Annotated in this window: 16 protein-coding genes; all 16 read right to left on the reverse strand. The window is 40.8% G+C overall.

Annotated features, from left to right (window positions below; all coding sequences use genetic code 11):
• On the reverse strand, nt 1-626 hold a 626-nt coding region (locus AFM12_RS19120; RefSeq protein WP_131458496.1), incomplete at its 3' end, for an MFS transporter.
• A 5-nt stretch (nt 627-631) separates the two neighbouring features.
• The gene (locus AFM12_RS19125) at nt 632-1,735 is read right to left on the reverse strand and encodes an MBL fold metallo-hydrolase (RefSeq protein WP_055151980.1); all 1,104 of its coding nucleotides are present in this window, start codon (nt 1,733-1,735) and stop codon (nt 632-634) included.
• A gap of 69 nt (nt 1,736-1,804) precedes the next feature.
• A complete protein-coding gene (locus AFM12_RS19130) occupies nt 1,805-2,389 on the reverse strand; it encodes a Crp/Fnr family transcriptional regulator (RefSeq protein WP_055151983.1) in 585 nt (194 codons plus the stop codon).
• A 101-nt stretch (nt 2,390-2,490) separates the two neighbouring features.
• Nucleotides 2,491-4,878, reverse strand: coding sequence for a multicopper oxidase domain-containing protein (locus AFM12_RS19135; protein WP_055151986.1), 2,388 nt, complete (start codon nt 4,876-4,878; stop codon nt 2,491-2,493).
• A 3-nt stretch (nt 4,879-4,881) separates the two neighbouring features.
• Nucleotides 4,882-5,334: a heme-binding domain-containing protein gene (locus AFM12_RS19140; protein WP_055151989.1), complete on the reverse strand. Its 453-nt coding sequence runs from the start codon at nt 5,332-5,334 to the stop codon at nt 4,882-4,884.
• Complete coding sequence (locus AFM12_RS19145; RefSeq protein WP_055151991.1) at nt 5,335-5,961, reverse strand: DUF3347 domain-containing protein; 627 nt, start codon at nt 5,959-5,961, stop codon at nt 5,335-5,337.
• A gap of 156 nt (nt 5,962-6,117) precedes the next feature.
• The gene (locus tag AFM12_RS19150; RefSeq protein WP_055152059.1) at nt 6,118-7,902 is read right to left on the reverse strand and encodes an efflux RND transporter periplasmic adaptor subunit; all 1,785 of its coding nucleotides are present in this window, start codon (nt 7,900-7,902) and stop codon (nt 6,118-6,120) included.
• Nucleotides 7,903-7,925: 23 nt separating this feature from the next.
• Nucleotides 7,926-9,968, reverse strand: coding sequence for a copper-translocating P-type ATPase (locus AFM12_RS19155; protein WP_055151994.1), 2,043 nt, complete (start codon nt 9,966-9,968; stop codon nt 7,926-7,928).
• 51 nt (nt 9,969-10,019) lie between these two features.
• Nucleotides 10,020-10,301, reverse strand: coding sequence for a heavy metal-binding domain-containing protein (locus AFM12_RS19160; protein WP_055151997.1), 282 nt, complete (start codon nt 10,299-10,301; stop codon nt 10,020-10,022).
• 18 nt (nt 10,302-10,319) lie between these two features.
• The gene (locus tag AFM12_RS19165; protein ID WP_055152000.1) at nt 10,320-11,171 is read right to left on the reverse strand and encodes a restriction endonuclease; all 852 of its coding nucleotides are present in this window, start codon (nt 11,169-11,171) and stop codon (nt 10,320-10,322) included.
• A 1-nt stretch (nt 11,172) separates the two neighbouring features.
• Nucleotides 11,173-11,436 carry a DUF5676 family membrane protein gene (locus AFM12_RS19170; RefSeq protein ID WP_055152005.1) on the reverse strand — a complete coding sequence of 88 codons (264 nt, stop codon included), beginning with the start codon at nt 11,434-11,436 and terminating at the stop codon, nt 11,173-11,175.
• Nucleotides 11,437-11,460: 24 nt separating this feature from the next.
• Entirely contained in the window at nt 11,461-12,696 is a 1,236-nt protein-coding gene (locus AFM12_RS19175) for a TolC family protein (protein ID WP_055152008.1), read from the reverse strand.
• Nucleotides 12,693-16,517, reverse strand: a complete 3,825-nt coding sequence (locus AFM12_RS19180; protein ID WP_055152011.1) for an efflux RND transporter permease subunit — start codon at nt 16,515-16,517, stop codon at nt 12,693-12,695. The genes AFM12_RS19175 and AFM12_RS19180 overlap by 4 nt, the downstream gene beginning before the upstream one ends.
• 12 nt (nt 16,518-16,529) lie before the next feature.
• Complete coding sequence (locus tag AFM12_RS19185) at nt 16,530-17,975, reverse strand: multicopper oxidase family protein (RefSeq protein WP_055152014.1); 1,446 nt, start codon at nt 17,973-17,975, stop codon at nt 16,530-16,532.
• Between the two features lie 28 nt (nt 17,976-18,003).
• Nucleotides 18,004-18,522: a DUF3347 domain-containing protein gene (locus AFM12_RS19190; RefSeq protein WP_055152017.1), complete on the reverse strand. Its 519-nt coding sequence runs from the start codon at nt 18,520-18,522 to the stop codon at nt 18,004-18,006.
• A gap of 113 nt (nt 18,523-18,635) precedes the next feature.
• The gene (locus AFM12_RS19195) at nt 18,636-18,950 is read right to left on the reverse strand and encodes a hypothetical protein (RefSeq protein ID WP_055152020.1); all 315 of its coding nucleotides are present in this window, start codon (nt 18,948-18,950) and stop codon (nt 18,636-18,638) included.
• Nucleotides 18,951-19,353: the final 403 nt, after the last annotated feature.

Below are 19,353 nucleotides of genomic sequence, written 5' to 3' on the forward strand. Positions count from 1 at the left end.
AGTTTCTTGATTTGGCTTGCATTTATTTCGGAGTTGACATGGTGAACAGTATCTTTTACAAGAAAATAACTTGACATTATACCTACTATAGCAAAAGCGATTCCCAAATAAAAAGGATATGGACGAAGCCCATATTCTGACGCCATCCAGCCGGTAAGAAAGGCCACGATACCAACCGCTAAATACCCGGCTGATTCATTGATGCCCATCGCAAGACCTCTATTTTTACTACCTACGAGATCAATTTTCATTACCACAGTACTAGACCATGTTAATCCCTGATTGATACCCAAGAGCATATTAGCGGCAATTATCCAGTTCCAGTCTGTAGCATAGATCAGAATAAGTGGAACAGGCAGTCCAATTAACCAACCAATTACTAATAAGTTTTTACGACCTATCCTATTGGCAAATGCTCCTGTGTAATAGTTAGTAATTGCTTTCGAGATTCCGAAGACTACAATAAATGATAATATTGCAGTTTTGGCAGCTATGCCGAAATCTGCCTCCGCTATCTGAGGAAGAATGGTACGTTCCAAGCCTACCATACCGCCCACAAAGGCATTGATAATGACTAATAATGTGAACTGCTTCCAGTTCTCTTTTAGACCCAATTTAACTTCCATGGCTTTTACGATATAGCACAACGATTAGCACCTGCCTCCAGATCAATAGGATTTACATCTGTAAAATCTCCTATAAGGTTCTTCTCCACAATCTTTAGATAGTTTTCTGGAGGGTTGGGAATCCTTTTCAGCAAAGACTGAACAAACTCCTGCTCACTTTCTTTGAGCAATGGCGTGTTTTTAACTATCTGTGTCAGTGTAGATTGTATTGGTTGATTATCAAATTCTACGGGCTGGCTGGTGTGACCTGGCATTACGATTATTGATTGGTCTAATCTTATGATCTTTTGAATGGAATGAAAAAGTAATGTTGCTTTCTTCACCGCTTCTTCTTTGTCAGCTTTTAAGTCTGGTCTTCCTACACCATTGGTAAACAGCGTATCTCCGGTTAACAGCACTTTATCATTGATCAAATAACAGGTGCTTTCCAAAGTATGGCCGGGCGTGTGAATGGCTTTAACCTTTATGTTGCCAATGCTTAAATCTTGTCCATCTACAATATCCTTGAAGGGATAATTTAGTTTGTCATTGGATGGAAGTGAAGGTCTAATCCCATACTTTTCAGCCAATTCCTTTGTTCTACTGAGGTGGTCTGCGTGAATGTGCGTATCTGCAACATATTTAAGTGTAAGTGCTTTATGATCCAGAAATTCCTGATAAGTCTCTACGGGCAAAGAGGCATCAATCACCATGGCTTTCTGCTCCGAAACGATTATGTAAGAAAGACACCCTTTACCCGTACGTCTAAATTGTATGACTTCAAAATCATCAAAGACTATTGAAGCAGTGTTCCATGAAAGGCTCCAACCTTTCATGCCTCCTTGCAGGTTGTAGGTTTCATATCCTGAATTATGAAGCATTTCGGCTGCTATTAAGCTGGTTTTTCCTCCCGCACAGACTGTGACCACAGGAATTGATTTGTCAAAGTCAACCAACTTTAATGCCTCAGGATTCTTCTTTTTCAGTTCGTCATAGGCATCTATGTGAATACTACCAGGAATTTTCCATTCCTCTCTTTCATTCATTGGCCTGACATCCAGAATGTTTACTTTTTTGCCTGTATCCAGCCATGCTCTTAATGTATTGGTATTGATCTCACTTTGTTCCATCTTATTGAAATTTTGTTAAAACAAAGGACATAGTTGTCAGAATCAATTCCTTTTACAAATGTTAAATAATCAGGTGATGGTTGCTCTTATTCTGCTCAGACTTACCTGTGTAATACCTAAATAGGAGGCAATGTGCTTTAAAGGTATTTCCCTAACTACCACCGGCGATTTGGTCATAAGTGTCTGGTATCGTTCTTCCGCTGTTTGAAACTGTAAACTTTCCAGCCTATTAATAGTCTCAACATAGGATTTTTCTAAAAGCTTTCTGAATAGACGTTCCAAGTCATGATATTGATCAAATAGTTCAAAGAGAGGGGGTGCAGGAATAGCAATAAAAGAGGTATCCTTCAATGTCTGAATTGCTTTATGACTTGGTTTACCTGTGAACAGGCTTTCGGCTCTAATGATCAAATCGTTTTCAAAAGCAAAGTATTCGGTCACGTCTTTGTCCTCCTTGTAATAGTAAATTCTAGCCGCTCCTTCGTTCACAAAATAAATAGTTCTACACGTTTGACCAATTGACTGAAGGTTTTGATGTTTCTTTACTTCAATACTTTTACACAATTCGGCAAACTTGTACTCAACCTCCGGGCTTAAATTTTGTATATCATTGAAAGCTTTAAGTAAACGAGCAATCGGATCGTCATTAGGCATAAATAGCTATTTTTACAAGCAATGAAAGAATAGTTTGAATATTTATATGAAGATTACAAAGACATAACTTTAGAAAGTGAAAATTTTTTATCAATTGGATTTTAAAATCTAATTGATAAACCGCCACCAGCACCGAAACGATTATCGTAGCTAGCTGTTAAAGAAAAATTTCTTGACAACAGGTATTGAGCTCCTGTGTTCCAAACAATTTCCTGTGAATAAGTAATTTTATTTTCTGGATTGTTCTTCCGTTTAGCTTCAAATTGGTATTCGTAATAACCAAATATGGAGAACTTTGGAAAGAGCATTACTGATCTACCTATTCCTAATCTAGGTCTGAGCTCATTATCAATTCTGAAATCTACATCAAACATGTATGGAGAAAACCAACGAACTCCCACAATAGCAGTAGGATTAATATTGTCTAAACTGTTTCTTGTGCTATTTTCGACATTCACACCTCCAAATATTCTAAAGTAGTCATAGAGGTAGTACTCGTAGGTGAATTCCGCCTCCAAATTCTGATTCCATCCGTATTCAACTCCTAAATTGAATTGGTTTCTAATGTTGGAAGTAGTCAAGTTTAACCCTCCCATATGCGAACCCAAATCGAGTGTACCCCAAGAGTAAAACTTATTGGTCTCGTGAATTAGTTTAGAAACGGGATATGGTTTCATTCTTTTGTCAGGAGGAGTTCCATAACTCATTACTCTGGCCATGCCACCCATCATGTGATATAGGACGTGACAGTGAAAGATCCAATCACCATATTCATTGCCATAAAACTCAATAGTCACTTTTTGCATTGGAGGTACATTCACCGTATGCTTTAATGGAGAGTAGTCACCATTTTTATTAATAACTCTGAAAAAGTGACCGTGTAAGTGCATAGGGTGGTGCATCATGGTGAGGTTATTAAAGGTGATTCTTGTTACTTCTCCTTCATTAATCTTGATATTATCTGTTTCTGAAAGAGGAATTCCATTCATACTCCAGATGTATCTATTCATATTTCCAGTTAGGTTTAATAAAATCTCTTTTACTGGAAGGTTCTTGTCGTAAGAAGACTTTTCAGGAGATTTTAAGTCGTCATAATTGTATTCTGCGAACATATTCATAGCTCCCATCTCCATATCACCCATAGATTCTTCTCGTTTATCCATGAGCATAGAGGCCATACTTGTTGAATCTGGGGCCATGTTTTCCATTTGCATATGATCTCCATGACTAATTGATGGAGTTTTAGCCATTGAATGATCATCCATCTGCATATGATCTGCGTGACCGTTTGAGGAAGGGTTAGTCATTGAATGTTTTTCTTTGTACATGTCCATCTGCATTCCCCAATTGTTCATCAGCTCATGAGGATTATCTTTTTTAGGTCTAAATTTTAATGCTGGTGCACCCATACGCATGTCCATTGAAGCCATTTGTTTCATCATCCCGATTTTATCAGGTCTGAGAACTGAAGGAGCTGCTAGTACATCACCTGTACCTAAATAAGCTGAAGCAGTACCAGAACCGTCTTGGGCAGTTATGAGAAACTCGATTTTACCACTTTCGGGAATGGTTACTTCAAAGTCGTAAGTTTCTGCAATGGCAATAAAAGACTTGTTTTTCTTTACAGGTACTACATCTAATCCATCTGCTGATATTAAGGTTGGATTTCCACCTCCAAAAGTCATCCAAAACTGGGTAGATGCCGCTCCATTAATTATTCTTAGTCTTACTTTTTCGCCTGGTTTGTACTCGTTGTATTCATGGCTATTCTTTCCGTTAATTAGAAAAGCAGGATAGTAAACATCAGCGATATCCGCACTTTCCATTCTTTGTTTCCAAAAATTCATCTGTGCTCCAAGTGCACCTCGGGAAATTACTTGATTCAATGGGGTAGCAGTTCCTTTTTTTACGTTGTACCATTCATTTCCTCTCTTCAGGTTTCGTAAGACATTCATTGGTTTTTCATTCGTCCAATCTGAGAGAAGCATCACCAATTCATGATCATAGGATTTTTTCTTTTCTTTAGGCTGAATCACAATTGAACCATACACACCACTCTGTTCCTGAAGCATTGTATGTGAATGATACCAGTAGGTCCCAGACTGCTTAATGGGAAACTCGTATTTCTGAGTTTCTCCCGGAGCAATAGGAGGAGTGTTAAGATATGGAACACCATCATAAAAATTAGGCAGTAACAAACCATGCCAATGAACAGAAGTTTCTTCTTCCATTTCATTTTTCACGTAGATTACGGCATATTCCCCTTCCGTAAAATTTAAAGTCGGCCCTGGAATACCGCCATTAATGGTCATTCCCATCACCTCTTTACCTGCCAGGTTTACTTTCTGCTTAGAAATAGTAATGGTGTGCTCTCTTATTGGAAGATCATCTACATTTCCTTCCACCGATTTCTCAAATAAATTTTGAGCAAAAAGCGGTTGAACAGTTAACCATGTCAGGCAAATACACAGTATTTGTAACTTTTTCATATTTTATTCTTTTCTTATATCATTTAAAAAATTGTCTAATATTTCCTTGTCAGTTTTAGACAATTTTGCTTCTTCGTGCATTGGTAAATATGAGGGTAATGGCATTTTACTCTTTTCAATTTGCTCTGTAATTGCACGCATTTTATTCCGTTTTCTTCTTTCAGAATAGCTACCAAATTCACTAAAATTCAATTCTTTCTTTCCTTCACGTATGTGTTTATCCATAAGTAGTCTCACAGGTTGAACCTTACTGTACCATGGATAATTGTTATTATTACTGTGGCAGTCGTAACATGATGTTTCCAGTACCTTTATGACTTTCTCAGGCACGCCATAAACATACCTGATATCTATTTCAGGGATACCATCTTGTTGGTTGGTATCAGTCGGGATAAATTGTATCCCGACTAATACTACCAATAAACCAACTAATGTTCTCTTAAGTATTTTCTTCATCTACTCAATCACCTTTTTCACTTTTCCGCATGCTGGCATGCTACTTCCCATGTAAGGATTATTGATTTCTTCTGTTTGACTGATCCAAATAGCTCCTTCATTGTTATTAGCCATTGGACAATAATCTTCATAGAGTTTCTGTGTAGTACCAATAATGGCAATAAGGTCTTTTATATCGGTACTTAGTGAGACCAAATGCTCCCTTTGATGATCAATTTCGCTTTTAGCAATATGTTGGGCGTTTTCAATCGCACTTTCCAATATTTCGTTTACCTCTTTTTGTTCTTCTTCGGATAAATTGGTTGCTTTAAACGATTGAAGTGCTTGCTCTAATTGTTCACCACTTTTCTGAGCTCCCGAAGCGTCATCCTTTATCAAATGGTTATTCATTTCAAAGTAGGCGTTTAAAATTTGGGTTAAATCACCCTTTAACTCACCTGAATTTGAAGAAACATTCCTTTCATTTGATTCAGAGTGCTGATGAGAACTGTGGTCATGTTCCATGCCTTCGTGGTGTTCATGACTCATGTCATTATGGTTTTCTGTATTGCTACTATTTCCACAGCTAGCTAGAATTAAACTTCCTGAAACAGCTAGAGAAAAAACCGATATGCGTTTGATATTCATGTTTTAAGATTTTATTAATTGCTAAATTGATCTATTAGAACCATAAGAAGAATCACAGCAATAGAGAACCAAATAATTCTCTTTACCCAAATCATAAGTTTGGAAGGTGAGGCCTGACTCTCTGTTTGGCAGCAGTTTTTCATTTTTACAGACTTATTAATTGAATTCTTGTCTCACTTCTCCACATGTCAGCATCGAAGCTCCGAAGTAGGGGTTTTTAATATCCTTTTCCTTACTGAGCCATTCAGCTCCTTGATTGTTGTTTGCCATAGGGCAGTAATCAATATACAGGGTGCCGTCAATTGAGCCGAAAGATTTAACCAATAGTACCATTTGATCAGAAATGCTTTTGAACGATTCACGCATCTTTCCTATTTCATTGGCTTTATTGGCTTTTTGAAGTTCAAGTTCCAGTACACTGCTGTGCTTCATCCAAATGATATGGGCTTCTCCTTTAAATACCCCCATGTTCACTTTGCCTAGAGCCGTACTCATTTCCTTGGCCATTGAAATTGCATTTTTCAGGTTGTCATCTGTCAAAGCGTTTTTCAGTTTAATATAGCTATCTAACATCAGCTTTAACTCCATTTTTGCTTTGGAACCAATTACAACACTTTTAGAATGAGAACTGTGTTGTATGTTTGCTGAGGTATTTTCAGCCGTCATTCCGCCATGATTATGCCCTGTCATAGCTGCACCACCAGAAGGATTCATCATGCTTGGCTTTCCGGCGAGCTGAGCCGCAGCATCTATGCTGAATGTGCCATAGGTTACTATTTCTTCGCCTTCATTTAAACCATCTGTAACTAAATACGAGCTTCCCAGTGAAGGGCCTAGCAAAACCTCTCTCATTTGAAAGTTCAGCCCTTGTTCATTCATGGTTTTCACATATACCACAGAACGATCCCCCGTCCACATAACGGCCGACTTGGGCACTATTAAGTCTGCCTTGCTACCAACAGATTGGCTTTTGATAATGCCACTTACAAACATTTCCGGCTTTAACTTATTGCCAAGGTTACTTACCACAATTCTGGCCTTGGCTACCCTTGTTGCCGGATTAATGAGCGGGTCGATAAAGCTAATTCTTCCTGAGAATTTTTGTCCGGGTAGGGCTTGAACTGTATATTCTACCAGATCACCTGTTTTTACCCAGGTTAGATCACTTTCATAAATATCAAACAAAACCCAAACTTGTGATAAATTGGCCACCTCGAAGAGCAATGAACCTCTTTGTACATAATCGCCCAATTGGACTTTTTTATTAGTTACCACCCCATTAATGTCTGAAAGAATGGGGAAGGTTTCCGTTGGTTTCCCGGCCTCCAGAATCCTATTTATCTGTTCGTCTGTTAGTTTCCAGTTTTTTAGTCTTTCTTTTGAAGCAGCAAACAGAGCGGGCTGTAAGTCCTTCATCTTTTGTGCTTCGAAGAGTTCTTCCTGAGCGGTGACCAATTCGGGCGAATAAACTTCGGCAATGACTTTCCCCTTAGGTACAAATTCGCCGGTCGTGTTGATATACAACTTCTCCACTCTGCCGGTCAGGTGTGACGTCTGCCTGGAAAGTGTTCTTTCATCCACCTGAACTTTGCCAGATAAGCGAAGCTCTTTTACGGCCTTTCCTTTTCGGATAATATCCGTTTGCACACTGGCTAATTGCATGGCAGTTGGAGACATTCTTACTTCCATTGGATTGTCCTGGCCTTCCGCACCGTCATCAAGCGGTATAAGGTTCATGCCACAAATCGGGCACTGTCCAGGTTCGCCCTGCCTTATCTGTGGGTGCATGGAGCAAGTCCAGATGACGCCATCCGACGCGGTCGAATGTTGATTCAGAGCAGCTTCCTCTTTGGTACTCCTAAAGAGGAGCCATCCCATAAATAGACCTACCAATAAGGTGGAAAGGACTAAAAGAAGAGTTTTTCGATTCGGTAATTTCATCTTATTAATAATTCTGTTTTGTCTCATTGCATTTCCTTTTTGAGCAATTGTGCATTTACTGCACAGATGATGGTACTAATACTCATCAAAGCAGCCCCAAAAGCCGGACTTATGATAAGGCCGGGTATGAAGCCGGTGGCCAATGGAAGGGCTATTATATTATAGCCGGTGGCCCAAACCAGATTTTGTACCATTTTCTTATGCGTTGCTTTTCCAAACAAAATCAGGTTAGCAATATCCTTGGGGTCACTATTAACCAGTACGATATCCGCTGTTTCGGCGGCCACATCTGTGCCTGAACCTATGGCAATACCCACATCAGACTGAGCCAACGCCGGGGCATCATTGACACCGTCTCCGGTCATGGCCACAAATTCACCTGCGTTTTGCAATTCCTTTATTTTGTCCTGCTTTTGGTTTGGTAAAACCTGGGCCATGTAATTGTCTAAACCAAGTTCTTCGGCCACGTAAGCCGCCACTTTTTCGTTATCTCCTGTTAGTAGCGAACATTTTATGCCGTTATCCTGAAGCCTTTTAATGGCATCGTAAGAAGTTTCTCTAATTTGGTCCACAAAACTGATGTAGCCTATAAGTTCCCCGTCAATAAGAGTATAAACTTTTGTTTCTACCTCTTCTTCCTCTTCAGGTAACTTGATTTCCAAATTCTTGATTAATACTCCACCGCCTGATTGCACTTTCTTACCATTAACTGTCCCACTTACGCCTATTCCGGCATGATACTCAAAATCAGACGCCTCAGGCAAGTCTAATTTTTCCTCCTTCGCTTTTTTGGCTAGCCCCTTAGAAATATGATGCTCTGAAAGACTCTCTACCGCCGCAGTATAGGTCAGTAAAGCTCTTTGGTCGTATTTGTCAGAAAGGCTCACTATACGTTTAACTTCGTGAGACCCTTTTGTCAAGGTTCCTGTCTTGTCAAATACGATGGTAGAAATTTTGCGGGAGTTTTCAAACGCAGTACGGTTCCTGATTAACAGACCATTTTTTGCCGATACGCTGGTAGAAATAGCCGCAACTAATGGCACCGCCAGGCCCAAGGCATGTGGACAACAAATCACCATGACGGTAACCATTCTTTCCAGGGCGAAAGAAAATTCCTGGCCTAAGGAAAGCCAAACAAAGAAAGTCCCGAACCCCACTACTAAAGCAATGACTGTTAGCCATTTGGCCGCCACATCTGCCAGGCGTTGAGTTTTAGATTTCTGCTGCTGAGCAGACTTTACCATGTCGATAACCTTCGACAAATAGGTTTCCTTTCCAATGCCTTCTACCTGAACCCGAATAGCCCCATTGCCATTGATGGCACCTCCGATAGCTAAATCACCCGTACTTTTTGACACTGGCTTACTTTCTCCGGTAAGCATACTTTCGTTGATGTCGGTTTGGCCTTCAGTAATTAGCCCATCTGCTGGTACCTTTTCTCCTGGTTTTATTAAAATGACATCCCCATGTTTGAGTTCCGAGACCCTCACTTTCATGACATGGTCGCCATGAACTAGGTTTGCTTCATTTGGCATTAGCTCTGCCAGTGCCTCCAAAGCCTTGCTGGCTCCGAGCACAGACCTCATTTCGAGCCAATGACCCACCAGCATGACATCTATCAGGGTGGCCAATTCCCAAAAAAAAGTTTTCCCCTTTAATCCAAAAACCACAGCCACACTGTAGAAATAAGCGGCCGAAATGGCTATGGCGATCAGCGTCATCATGCCGGGCTTTTTGCTCTTTAGTTCACTGAACAAACCCTTCAGGAAGGGCCATCCTCCATAGAAATATATGAGCGACGAAAGGATAAAAAGGAGGTAACGGTCAAAAGTAAAACCCCAGTTTACCCCTAGCCACTCCTGAATCATGGGTGATAGAAGCAAAACAGGTATAGTCAATGACAGGGAAACCCAAAATCTCCTTTTGAAATCCTCAATCATCATTTTATGGTGGTCGTGACCGTGCTCTCCATGAGCTGGGTTTTGAGCCGAATGATGGTGTTCATGTTCATTTGGCATATCTTCTGCCGAATGTTGGTGCTGATGGTGTTCGTGTTTTGCTTCCATTGTATTCTTTATTTTAAGAAGATCGGGAAGCTTCCCGATCTTCGTTTAAACTTATTCTTCTGTTTCCACTTCCTCCAGATCCATATTGCAAATGGAACATTTATCTCCTTTTACTCCGGTAATCTCCGGATGCATAGGGCAAGCATAAGTGGCATCTGCCATTTCCATATCTCCATGATTCATATTACTATGATCCATATCACCATGTTGATCCCCTTCCATGTGTTCATGCGTGTCTTCACTTGAACTTGTATTGCCGCAAGAGCTCAGAACCAAAGAGGATGAGAATAGAACTGTGGCCACAAAAGCGATAGTTAGAATTGTTTTTTTCATTTTGATTTTATTTAATATTTAAACATTTATTTGTTTTGATAAATCTGAGTTTCTAAGCTGAGATATCTCTTCTGTTACCTTCTTTAACCTTAGGCTTTTTATACCTATTTCAGTAAGCCAACTGGAATTCTCAGAAAGGTTCTTTACGGTTATGATATCTTTCTCGATCAATACTTTTTTCTCCGCAGGGGTTAGTGTAGTTAAGCAGGTAATCGGGTGAATACCGGTTCTGTCAACCCTATCCCTAATGGCATTGCCTTCGGGATAGTCCCAGCTAATCAGTTGCATTCCGGCACATGCGGCATACTGCGTGGCATCTGATGTAAAACGGGTATTCGTGAAAATCCAGCCCTGATGAAATTTGGCTTCATGGCCGGGTTTCTTAAGCCATTGTTCTTCCACATCCTTAAACCGTGAATGGATATAAAGAGGGATTTTTACATCGCAGCGACGGTTCTGCAACCTATGAAACTTGCATTCGCACATAAAATGGCGATTATCCTTCTCTGCAATGACATCCACTTCATGCGATACACAAGCCCCTTTCACAATAACTCCTACTTGCGTGCTAAACCCTTCTGCAGCTAAAAGAGCACCTACGAACTTTTCGAAGGGATAACCTGTCTCCCCTAACTCCATGATAGCCTTTTTCAATTTGTAGCGTGCCGCAGAGGGCCGGGCCCTCTTTCTTAAAAGACCAAAGGCCTTTTTATAAATTTCGGTGGTGCTGACCCCTTCATATAGGCTATCTCTTATCTCGACCAAAAGTTCCTTTGCTAAGGACTCACTGGCCCCTGCCCGAAGTAATGATCGAAGAAGTTTGCTTTCATCGAAAACGGCACTTTCGCCAGATGCTTTGATAATTTTCATGTCAACTCAACATTTTTTTCTGTTTTCCATCTAAAATCACAGCTCCAAGAATAATAGCCAATAGTACCCCAAGAAGGGAATCCGTTATGGGTACGTCCATCCGAATAAAGCTGGAGGTGTCCATCCCGTGAAGCAATGCATTATAGAATTTTACGGTGCCTTCTTTTCCTGCAATGAGCATGAGCAAGGCAGATCCCATGTAAAAAACGGCAGCGGCCATTCCTACTGCCAAAGCGAACTTTTTGATGTTCAAAATATGGTTCATAATCGTATATCTATTATGGTTACTTTATAAATCACTGGCTGTTAAGGACTCCAATTTTGCCAAACTCAGATAATAGTTTTTCGTTGCAGAGGCTTTGGCCATCTCATATCGCAAAGTCTCTTGTTGAATTCTCAATACCTCCTCAAAATTTTCCCCGGAATTGGCATAAGCCGTGTAAAGGAGATTTTGGATACGTTGGTTCTTTTCAATTTGGTTTTGGTAGTGCTGAAATAATTCCAAAGCCTTTTCCAGTTCAAAGAACGCCATGGCGTAACTGCCTTTGAGTTTGTTTTCGATACCCTCCCGCTTTTGGGATAGGGACATTTGCATCAGTTTGGATTCTTCGACGTAGGCGGCATTTTTCTTTTTGAAAATAGGTAAGCTAATTGAAACCATGGGCATCAATACATCTTTGCCATTTTGAGCCATTTCTACCTCTTTTCTTTTGGAAATCATGGCATAGTCCAGTCCAACTCCCAGATTTGGCTTATATCTCAATTTAGCCAAATTCTCATTGGCCTTTTCCGCCTCAATTTTTGCATCGACCAGAAGCAAGGAAGGGTTCCTGTCCACTAAATCTTCGATGGGTTCAGAATCTATTCCTGTCAAGCCTTGTGTAAACCGTGGTTCAATGTGAATACTTAATGAATCGCTTCTGTTCAAAAGCCGGTTTATGTTTACTTCGTAAGGCTTAATGTTTTCTCTCAGCAAAGAAATTTCTGTACGAAGGTTTTCAATCATAATATCAACCCGAAGCACATCGGACAATGGAACCTTTCCATTGGAATATTTGGCCGTGCTAAGCAGCTTATAGGTTTGCAGGATTTCCAGATTTTCCTCACTGATACGAATGTGCTCCTTGATTTCGGCAAGAGGAAAATAATTTTGCTTTAGGGCCAGAAACAGGTCATTCTTAAGCACATTGATTTCGCCAAACTTGGCTTGAGCCATTAATCCTGCTGCTTCCTCCCGGGCTTTCAGGGTACCGAACCAGGGAAACATCTGATTTAGCGAGAGCCTGGCTCTTTGTGCTCCCACTCTGGTTTCGATAGGGCTTACAAAAACCCCAAGGGAAACTGTAGGGTCAGGTAATGCATTTACCTGTGCAATCCTCTGTAAAGCAGCATTAAACTCACTGTGGGCTGCCTGTATATCAGGGTTGTTTTCAGCAGCCATAAGCAGGTATTCCTCCAAAGTCTGCCCATGTACAGGTATAACCACTGTAAGGAGGAACATATAACGATAGATTAACTTTTTCATGCGTTCAGTTTTTTTAATTTTCGCTCTTCCCGAATTGAAAAAAGAACGGGCAAGATGAAATATGAGGTTATATCGATTATCATTCCACCAAAGGCCGGAATTGCCATAGGTATCATGATATCAGCCCCTTTACCGGTTGATGTAAAAATGGGCAGCAAGGCAATGATGGTGGTCGTGGTGGTCATAGTACATGCTTTTATGCGTCGCTGGCCACCTAATACCACAGCATGGCGTAGCTCTTTTAGATTGCTGTATTTATTTTCCTCGAAACTTTGGGTGAGGTAGGTTCCCATGAGCACCCCATCGTCTGTGGAAATTCCGAACAGGGCAATAAAACCTACCCAAACAGCCACACTTAGGTTGACCGTGTGCATTTGGAAAAGGTCTCGGATGTTCACACCAAAAAAGGCAAAATCCATAAACCAACTCTGCCCCCATAACCATAGCATGATGAAACCTCCACAAAAGGCCACTGAAATGCCAGTAAAGACCATCAATGAGCTGGAAACTGATTTAAACTGGAAGTATAAAATCAGGAATACGATGCCCAGAACGAGAGGCACTATAATAGATAAGCGTTTTTCAGCCCGAAGCTGGTTTTCATAACTCCCAGAAAATTTAAAACTTACTCCTGCAGGAACGACCAGTTCGCCATTCTGTATTTTTTCTTCGATATGAGCTTGAGCGGCTTCTACAACATCCACCTCAGCAAAACCTTCTTTTTTATCGAGCAGCACGTAACCCACCAAAAAAGTATTTTCACTTTTTATCATTTGGGCACCTTGCACGTAAGCTATCTCTACGAGGTCTCCCAGTGGAACCTGCACGCTGGTAGGAGTAGGAATATATATTTTTTTAAGATTGCCGGGGTCATCCCGGAGTTCTCTGGGATACCTTACCCGTACCGGGAATCTCTCCCTGCCTTCAACCGTTGAGGTGATTTGCATACCACCAATAGCCGTTTCTATGGTTCTTTGAACATCTTCGATGGTGAGGCCGTACCTAGAAATGGCCTCCCGGTTTATATTCATATGAATGTAGGGCTTGCCCACAATCCGGTCGGCAAAAACGGCTTCCTGTTTGACAGAAGGTACTTCCTTCAATACGTTCTCGAGCTGCAATCCAAAACCTTCAATAGTTTGAAGATCGGGCCCATATACTTTTATACCCATCGGGGCTCTCATGCCAGTTTGAAGCATCACCAAACGGGTTTCAATGGGCTGAAGTCGTGGGGCAGAGGTAACGCCCGGGATTTTTGTTACCCGAACTATCTCGTTCCAGATGTCGTCACTGGATTTGATTTGCTCCCTCCAGTTTCTAAAGTATTCTCCTTTGGGGTCAATAATCAAATCGGAAGGTGAAATGCCTTGCTGCAGAGCATCCTCATTTGATAAAGTATCTCCTTGTGAGCTAATAAAATTATTGTATTCATCAACACGAAACCGTACTCTGTGCCCCTTGGTATTTACAGCAAATTCCGGTTTATAATTGATGATGTTTTCGTACATGGAAATCGGAGCCGGATCCAGAGCGGTTTCTGCTCTTCCCATTTTTCCTACGGCCAGGTCAACTTCCGGGATGTTAGCCAGAAGCATGTCCAATTGCTGAACTACCTGACGGTTTTGCTCCACCCCGGCATGGGGCATTGAGGTTGGCATCAAGAGAAAACTTCCTTCATTCAGAGAAGGCATAAACTCCTTGCCCATTCCCGGGAAAGCGTGGCTCATGCCAGACCAAACTGCTGTTTTGCGAACATCTACCTTGACTTGCTCAAAACCTGTGGCAATGAACCCAAAGATGCTGTCAAAACCTAACCATATATTTGCCCCAAGAAAAATCAGGAAAGAAGGAATTAAAAGAAAACTCTTTTTATGTTCCAGACACCAGCTTAAAATGGGTACGTAGTATTTCTCCAAAAGAAGGAAAATGGCCAGAACTACCCCAACCATAATCGCCACGAAAATGAAATTGACAAAAAGCGACGTGCCGGCTCCCAGCGGCAACCAAAATTTGGCTAAAAGCCATACCACCGCAATGAGCGTTACCAGAAGTTCGCCATGCTTAAAAATGAAGGTCCATACTGAAGACTGTGCAAAACTTTTTGAAGCCAGGTAGGTTTTGGCGATTCCCAACAAGCTGAACAGAATCAGAATACTTCCTGGAAGAAGATACCCAAAGATAAGGGCGATGAGACCTATCGGAAGTAGGGAAATAGTTCCGTACTTCTTAAGACGTTCATTGTTAATTTTAACACCAAAAAACCAATGGGCAAAGCTGGGAAGTAGTAGCAAAGCCACAAGCAATGCTGCTATTAGTGCAAAGGTTTTGGTATAGGCCAGCGGTGTAAAGAGTTTACCTTCGGCGGCCTGTAAGGTAAATACGGGAACAAAACTCACCACAGTAGTAGCTACGGCTGTAACAATGGCAGAGCTTACTTCTGCCGCTCCCTGATAAACCGTGGCAATTAAGGGTTGGCCTGGCGGAGCTTCCTCCATTTTTTTCAGGACATTTTCAGAAAGTACAATGCCCAAATCCACCATAGTGCCAATGGCAATCGCAATTCCGGAAAGAGCGACGATATTGGCATCTACATGAAAATAACGCATGGCTATGAAGACCATCAGAATAGCAATGGGCAACAAACTTGAAATCAACAAGGAAGCCCGGAGGTTCAGCACCATGACAATGACTACAAGGAGACTGATTAAAACTTCAAGAGAGAGTGCCTCTTCCAATGTCCCCAAAGTCTCTTCTATGAGCTGAGTGCGGTCATAAAATGGAACGATGGTCAATTGGCTCTCTACACCATTAGAAAGAGTCTTTTTAGGCAGACCGCTGGAAATTTCGCCTATTTTTTCTTTAACGGAATTAATAACCTCTAGAGGGTTGGACCCATACTTTGCGACTACCACTCCTCCTACCACTTCGGCACCGTCTTTGTCTAAAAGCCCTCTTCTGGTGGCTGGTCCCAGTGTCACTACCCCAATGTCTTTGACTCGAATAGGGACGTTTTGGTTTACTGCTACCACGGCTTTTTCCAGGTCCTCTACTGAACGGATATAACCCAATCCTCTAACAAGGTATTCGGCCCGGTTAATTTCAATGGTTTTCGCACCCACATCCCTGTTAGATTCTCTAACCGCCTGCATCACTTTGTGCAAGGGTATGCCATAAGCTCGCATGGCGTCCGGGTTTACATCGATTTGATACTCCTGCACATAGCCACCTATCGATGCTACCTCAGAAACCCCCTCCACAGCGTTCAGACCATACTTTACGTAAAAATCCTGAACCGAACGAATCTCATGCAAATCCCAGCCACCTGTGGGCTTCCCTGTCTTATCACGCCCCTCTAAAGTATACCAATATACCTGACCTAAAGCGGTGGCATCGGGCCCAAGGGCAGGCTGAACGCCTTCAGGAAGAAGATTAGACGGTAAAGAATTCAGCTTTTCTAATATTCGGGAGCGGGACCAATAAAAATCAACGTCTTCATTGAAAATGATATAGATGCTGGACACCCCAAAAATAGACGAGCTTCGGATTGACTTAACCCCCGAAATTCCTAAAAGAGAGGTGGTAAGCGGATAAGTAATCTGGTCTTCAATATCCTGCGGTGAACGCCCCATCCATTGCGTAAACACAATCTGTTGGTTCTCTCCAATGTCAGGAATCGCATCTACCGGCACGGGGTCAGATGGTAAAAAACTAATTTTCCAACCAAAGGGGGAAGTGATTACACCCCATCCGATGACAAGCAACAGTAGAAGGAGTGTAACTAATTTATTATAAAGGAAATACTTAATTATCTTATTTAACATAGCTCAAATGGTTTATGAGACTTGAAAATTGAGCATCATGCCATCATCTTCATGCTCCAGATTATGACAATGAAAGACAAACTTGCCCTTCAGCTCAAATTTCATTTTTACCTGGACCTTTTCTCCTGGTCCTACCAAAACAGTGTCTTTAAGACCTCTCTCATGAGGTTGTATTGTATTTTGTTTGCCCGTTCTACTGACTATTTTAAACTGTACGCCATGGATATGCATGGGATGAGGCTCATCTCCTGAAGAATTATCAAACTCCCAAATTTCTGTATCGAGGTGTTTTACTGTTTCATCAATGCGATTCATGTTGTATGATTTGCCATTGATTCTATGCATGGCATTCATAGAGCCCATCGTCATTGTAAATTTGAAAGTTCTTAGAGCTGTTTCTGCTCCGATATTAGATAAGGTTAAGAGCTTTTCCGGGATACTAAACTCCATTTTAACCCCACTGGTGACCTTGAATTGTAATATATTGAAAGCCTGGCTACCTTGAGCATCACCCATTCCAGAGAACGTTTCGCTTCTGAGAAAGATCCTTTCGCCTACGCTTGCGGAATTGAAGTTTACTAAAAGATCAAGCCTTTCGCCGGGAGCAAGTAAAACTGACTTCACTTCTACAGGAATTTCAAGAAGACTGCTATCTGCACCAATGATATGGAAAGTGGATTCTGTGCTTAAAGTTAAGTTGTAGATTCTGGCATTAGAGCCATTAAGAACCCTAAGACGATAAAGGTTTTGACTGACTTCAATGAACGGACTTTTTATACCATTCACCAGCAGGGTGTCACCCAAATATCCAGTCATGGTTTGCATCATATCAGGATTATAAATTATGTTCCCGTCTGATGAAATTAATTTATCTTGAATGACAATTGGAATCTCAAAATCTCCATGAGGTAGATTCAGCTGATTTTCTAAATCACTTTCAACAATAAACAGGCCGGCCAAACCATTGACAACCTGTCTGGCAGTATTTTGATGAATATGTGGGTGATACCAGTTTGTACCTGTACCCTGATTTATTTTGAAATTATATTCAAATTCAGCATTGGCATTAATCCGTAGGTCTGGGCCGCCATCCATTGTGTCTGGCGTTAAAAGACCATGCCAGTGTATGTTGGTTTTCTCTGAAAGGCCATTTCGAAACTTTAGCGAAAACAAATCCTGAGACCTAACTCTAATTGTAGGACCTAAGATTCCAGCATGATACCCGAGTACATTGGATTCTTTTATTGCATCCAGTTTAGATATGGCATTTTGAGCCAATAATTCAGAACCACTGTAAATGGTCTCCGGAACCGGGAGCTTATTAAGAAACTGACCTTCATCTAATTGCGAAGGCACTACATTCATATCCATTCCATGCATACATGAAATGAGGCTTTGGCCTGCTGCAACCATAAGCGAGCCAAAACCAAGTTTACGGAGAAACTCAGCCCTTTCCATACTCTTCTTTCAGGGTAGGGGGTACCTACTAATTTAAGGTTTCTTTTGTCTTTCCGCAGGTCAACATAGAAGAACCAAAGTAGGGGTTCTTTACGGCTGAGAATTCGCTAAGCCAATTGGCTCCCTTACCATCATTTGCCATCGGACAAAATTGATAATAGGTCTTTTGAGCCTGTTTATCCGATTTAAGTATTATGTACAGATTGTCGGATAATTTAGAAAAATGGCTTCGTTGTTCCTCAATAGATTTTGAAGAATTTATGGCAGAGGTTGTCTTTTTCAATACAGGTAATACTTTCATCCACACCATGTGTGATTCATGAGAAAGTGTCTTCATATCAACCTGGTCAAATGATGAAAGTAATACTTCTGCCTTAGATGAACTTTCTGTCTTATCACTGTTTACCAGAGTGTTTTTAAGTTCAAAATAGCTGAGATAAACCTGCTTTAAAGGAGTTTCTGATAGTTCTGAAAAAGCAAATGATAAAGAAATAGAGTTTATTAGAAGCACAATAAGTGCTGTTGAAAAAATCTTTCCGGATTTCATAATGAATATGAGTTTGACTTTGGAATAAAATCCAAAGTGTTATAAAATAGATTAATAAATGTCTCCAAAATTGACTGGAAACGTGTGAGCACAGTTATCCCACGAAATTTTAATTAACCTATTTTAGGAGGTTGCCAGAAAGAAATAAAAGCGGCTTTAGGTGATGAATTCACCTCTGGAAATTGAGTAGTAAAGGAAATCGAAATTTCTGTTTCAATTAGCTCCTCAGTAAGTGAATAAATACCGGCTATATGGTTAAAGGAAGAGCAATGACAACCAGAGTCTGGACAATTATCTCCACAGCCATCATCATGATTTTGATTATCAGAATGCTCACTAGCGGATTCTGAACTACAGCAGCATTTCTGATCAGCATGACCGGATTTGGAATCAGACTTCATGCAGCATTTCATTTCTTTCTTCTCCATGCTCTTCCCACATGCGTACGCCGGTATGGAAAAACTTCCTATCAGAAGTAAAGAAACTATAGCTAGAATATTTGCTGCTGAGAATCTCATTAAAACAAAAATACTAAATCCAAAGTGAGTAATCAAATTTATGAATAGCTAATGAATTGTTAACATGCATTAGTAAGCTCACAAAAACCACAAATTACTCTTCCCAAACTCCGGGATTTCTGAGCCTTCGAAATTAGAAAAAATTTCGGCTACCATTTCGGGGTATTTGATAGTAACCGGAATATTCAAGATTCTATTGGCTAACCGATTTCCAGTACATGTGACTGAATTGATATACCTGGTCAATTAATTCATTTCTTGTTTATAAAATTGCCAGTTTCAGAGGTAAGATAGCCTTCGTGTTTTTTAAAAG

It is taken from the genome of Jiulongibacter sediminis (genome assembly GCF_001306455.1).
Lineage (GTDB): Bacteria > Bacteroidota > Bacteroidia > Cytophagales > Spirosomataceae > Jiulongibacter > Jiulongibacter sediminis.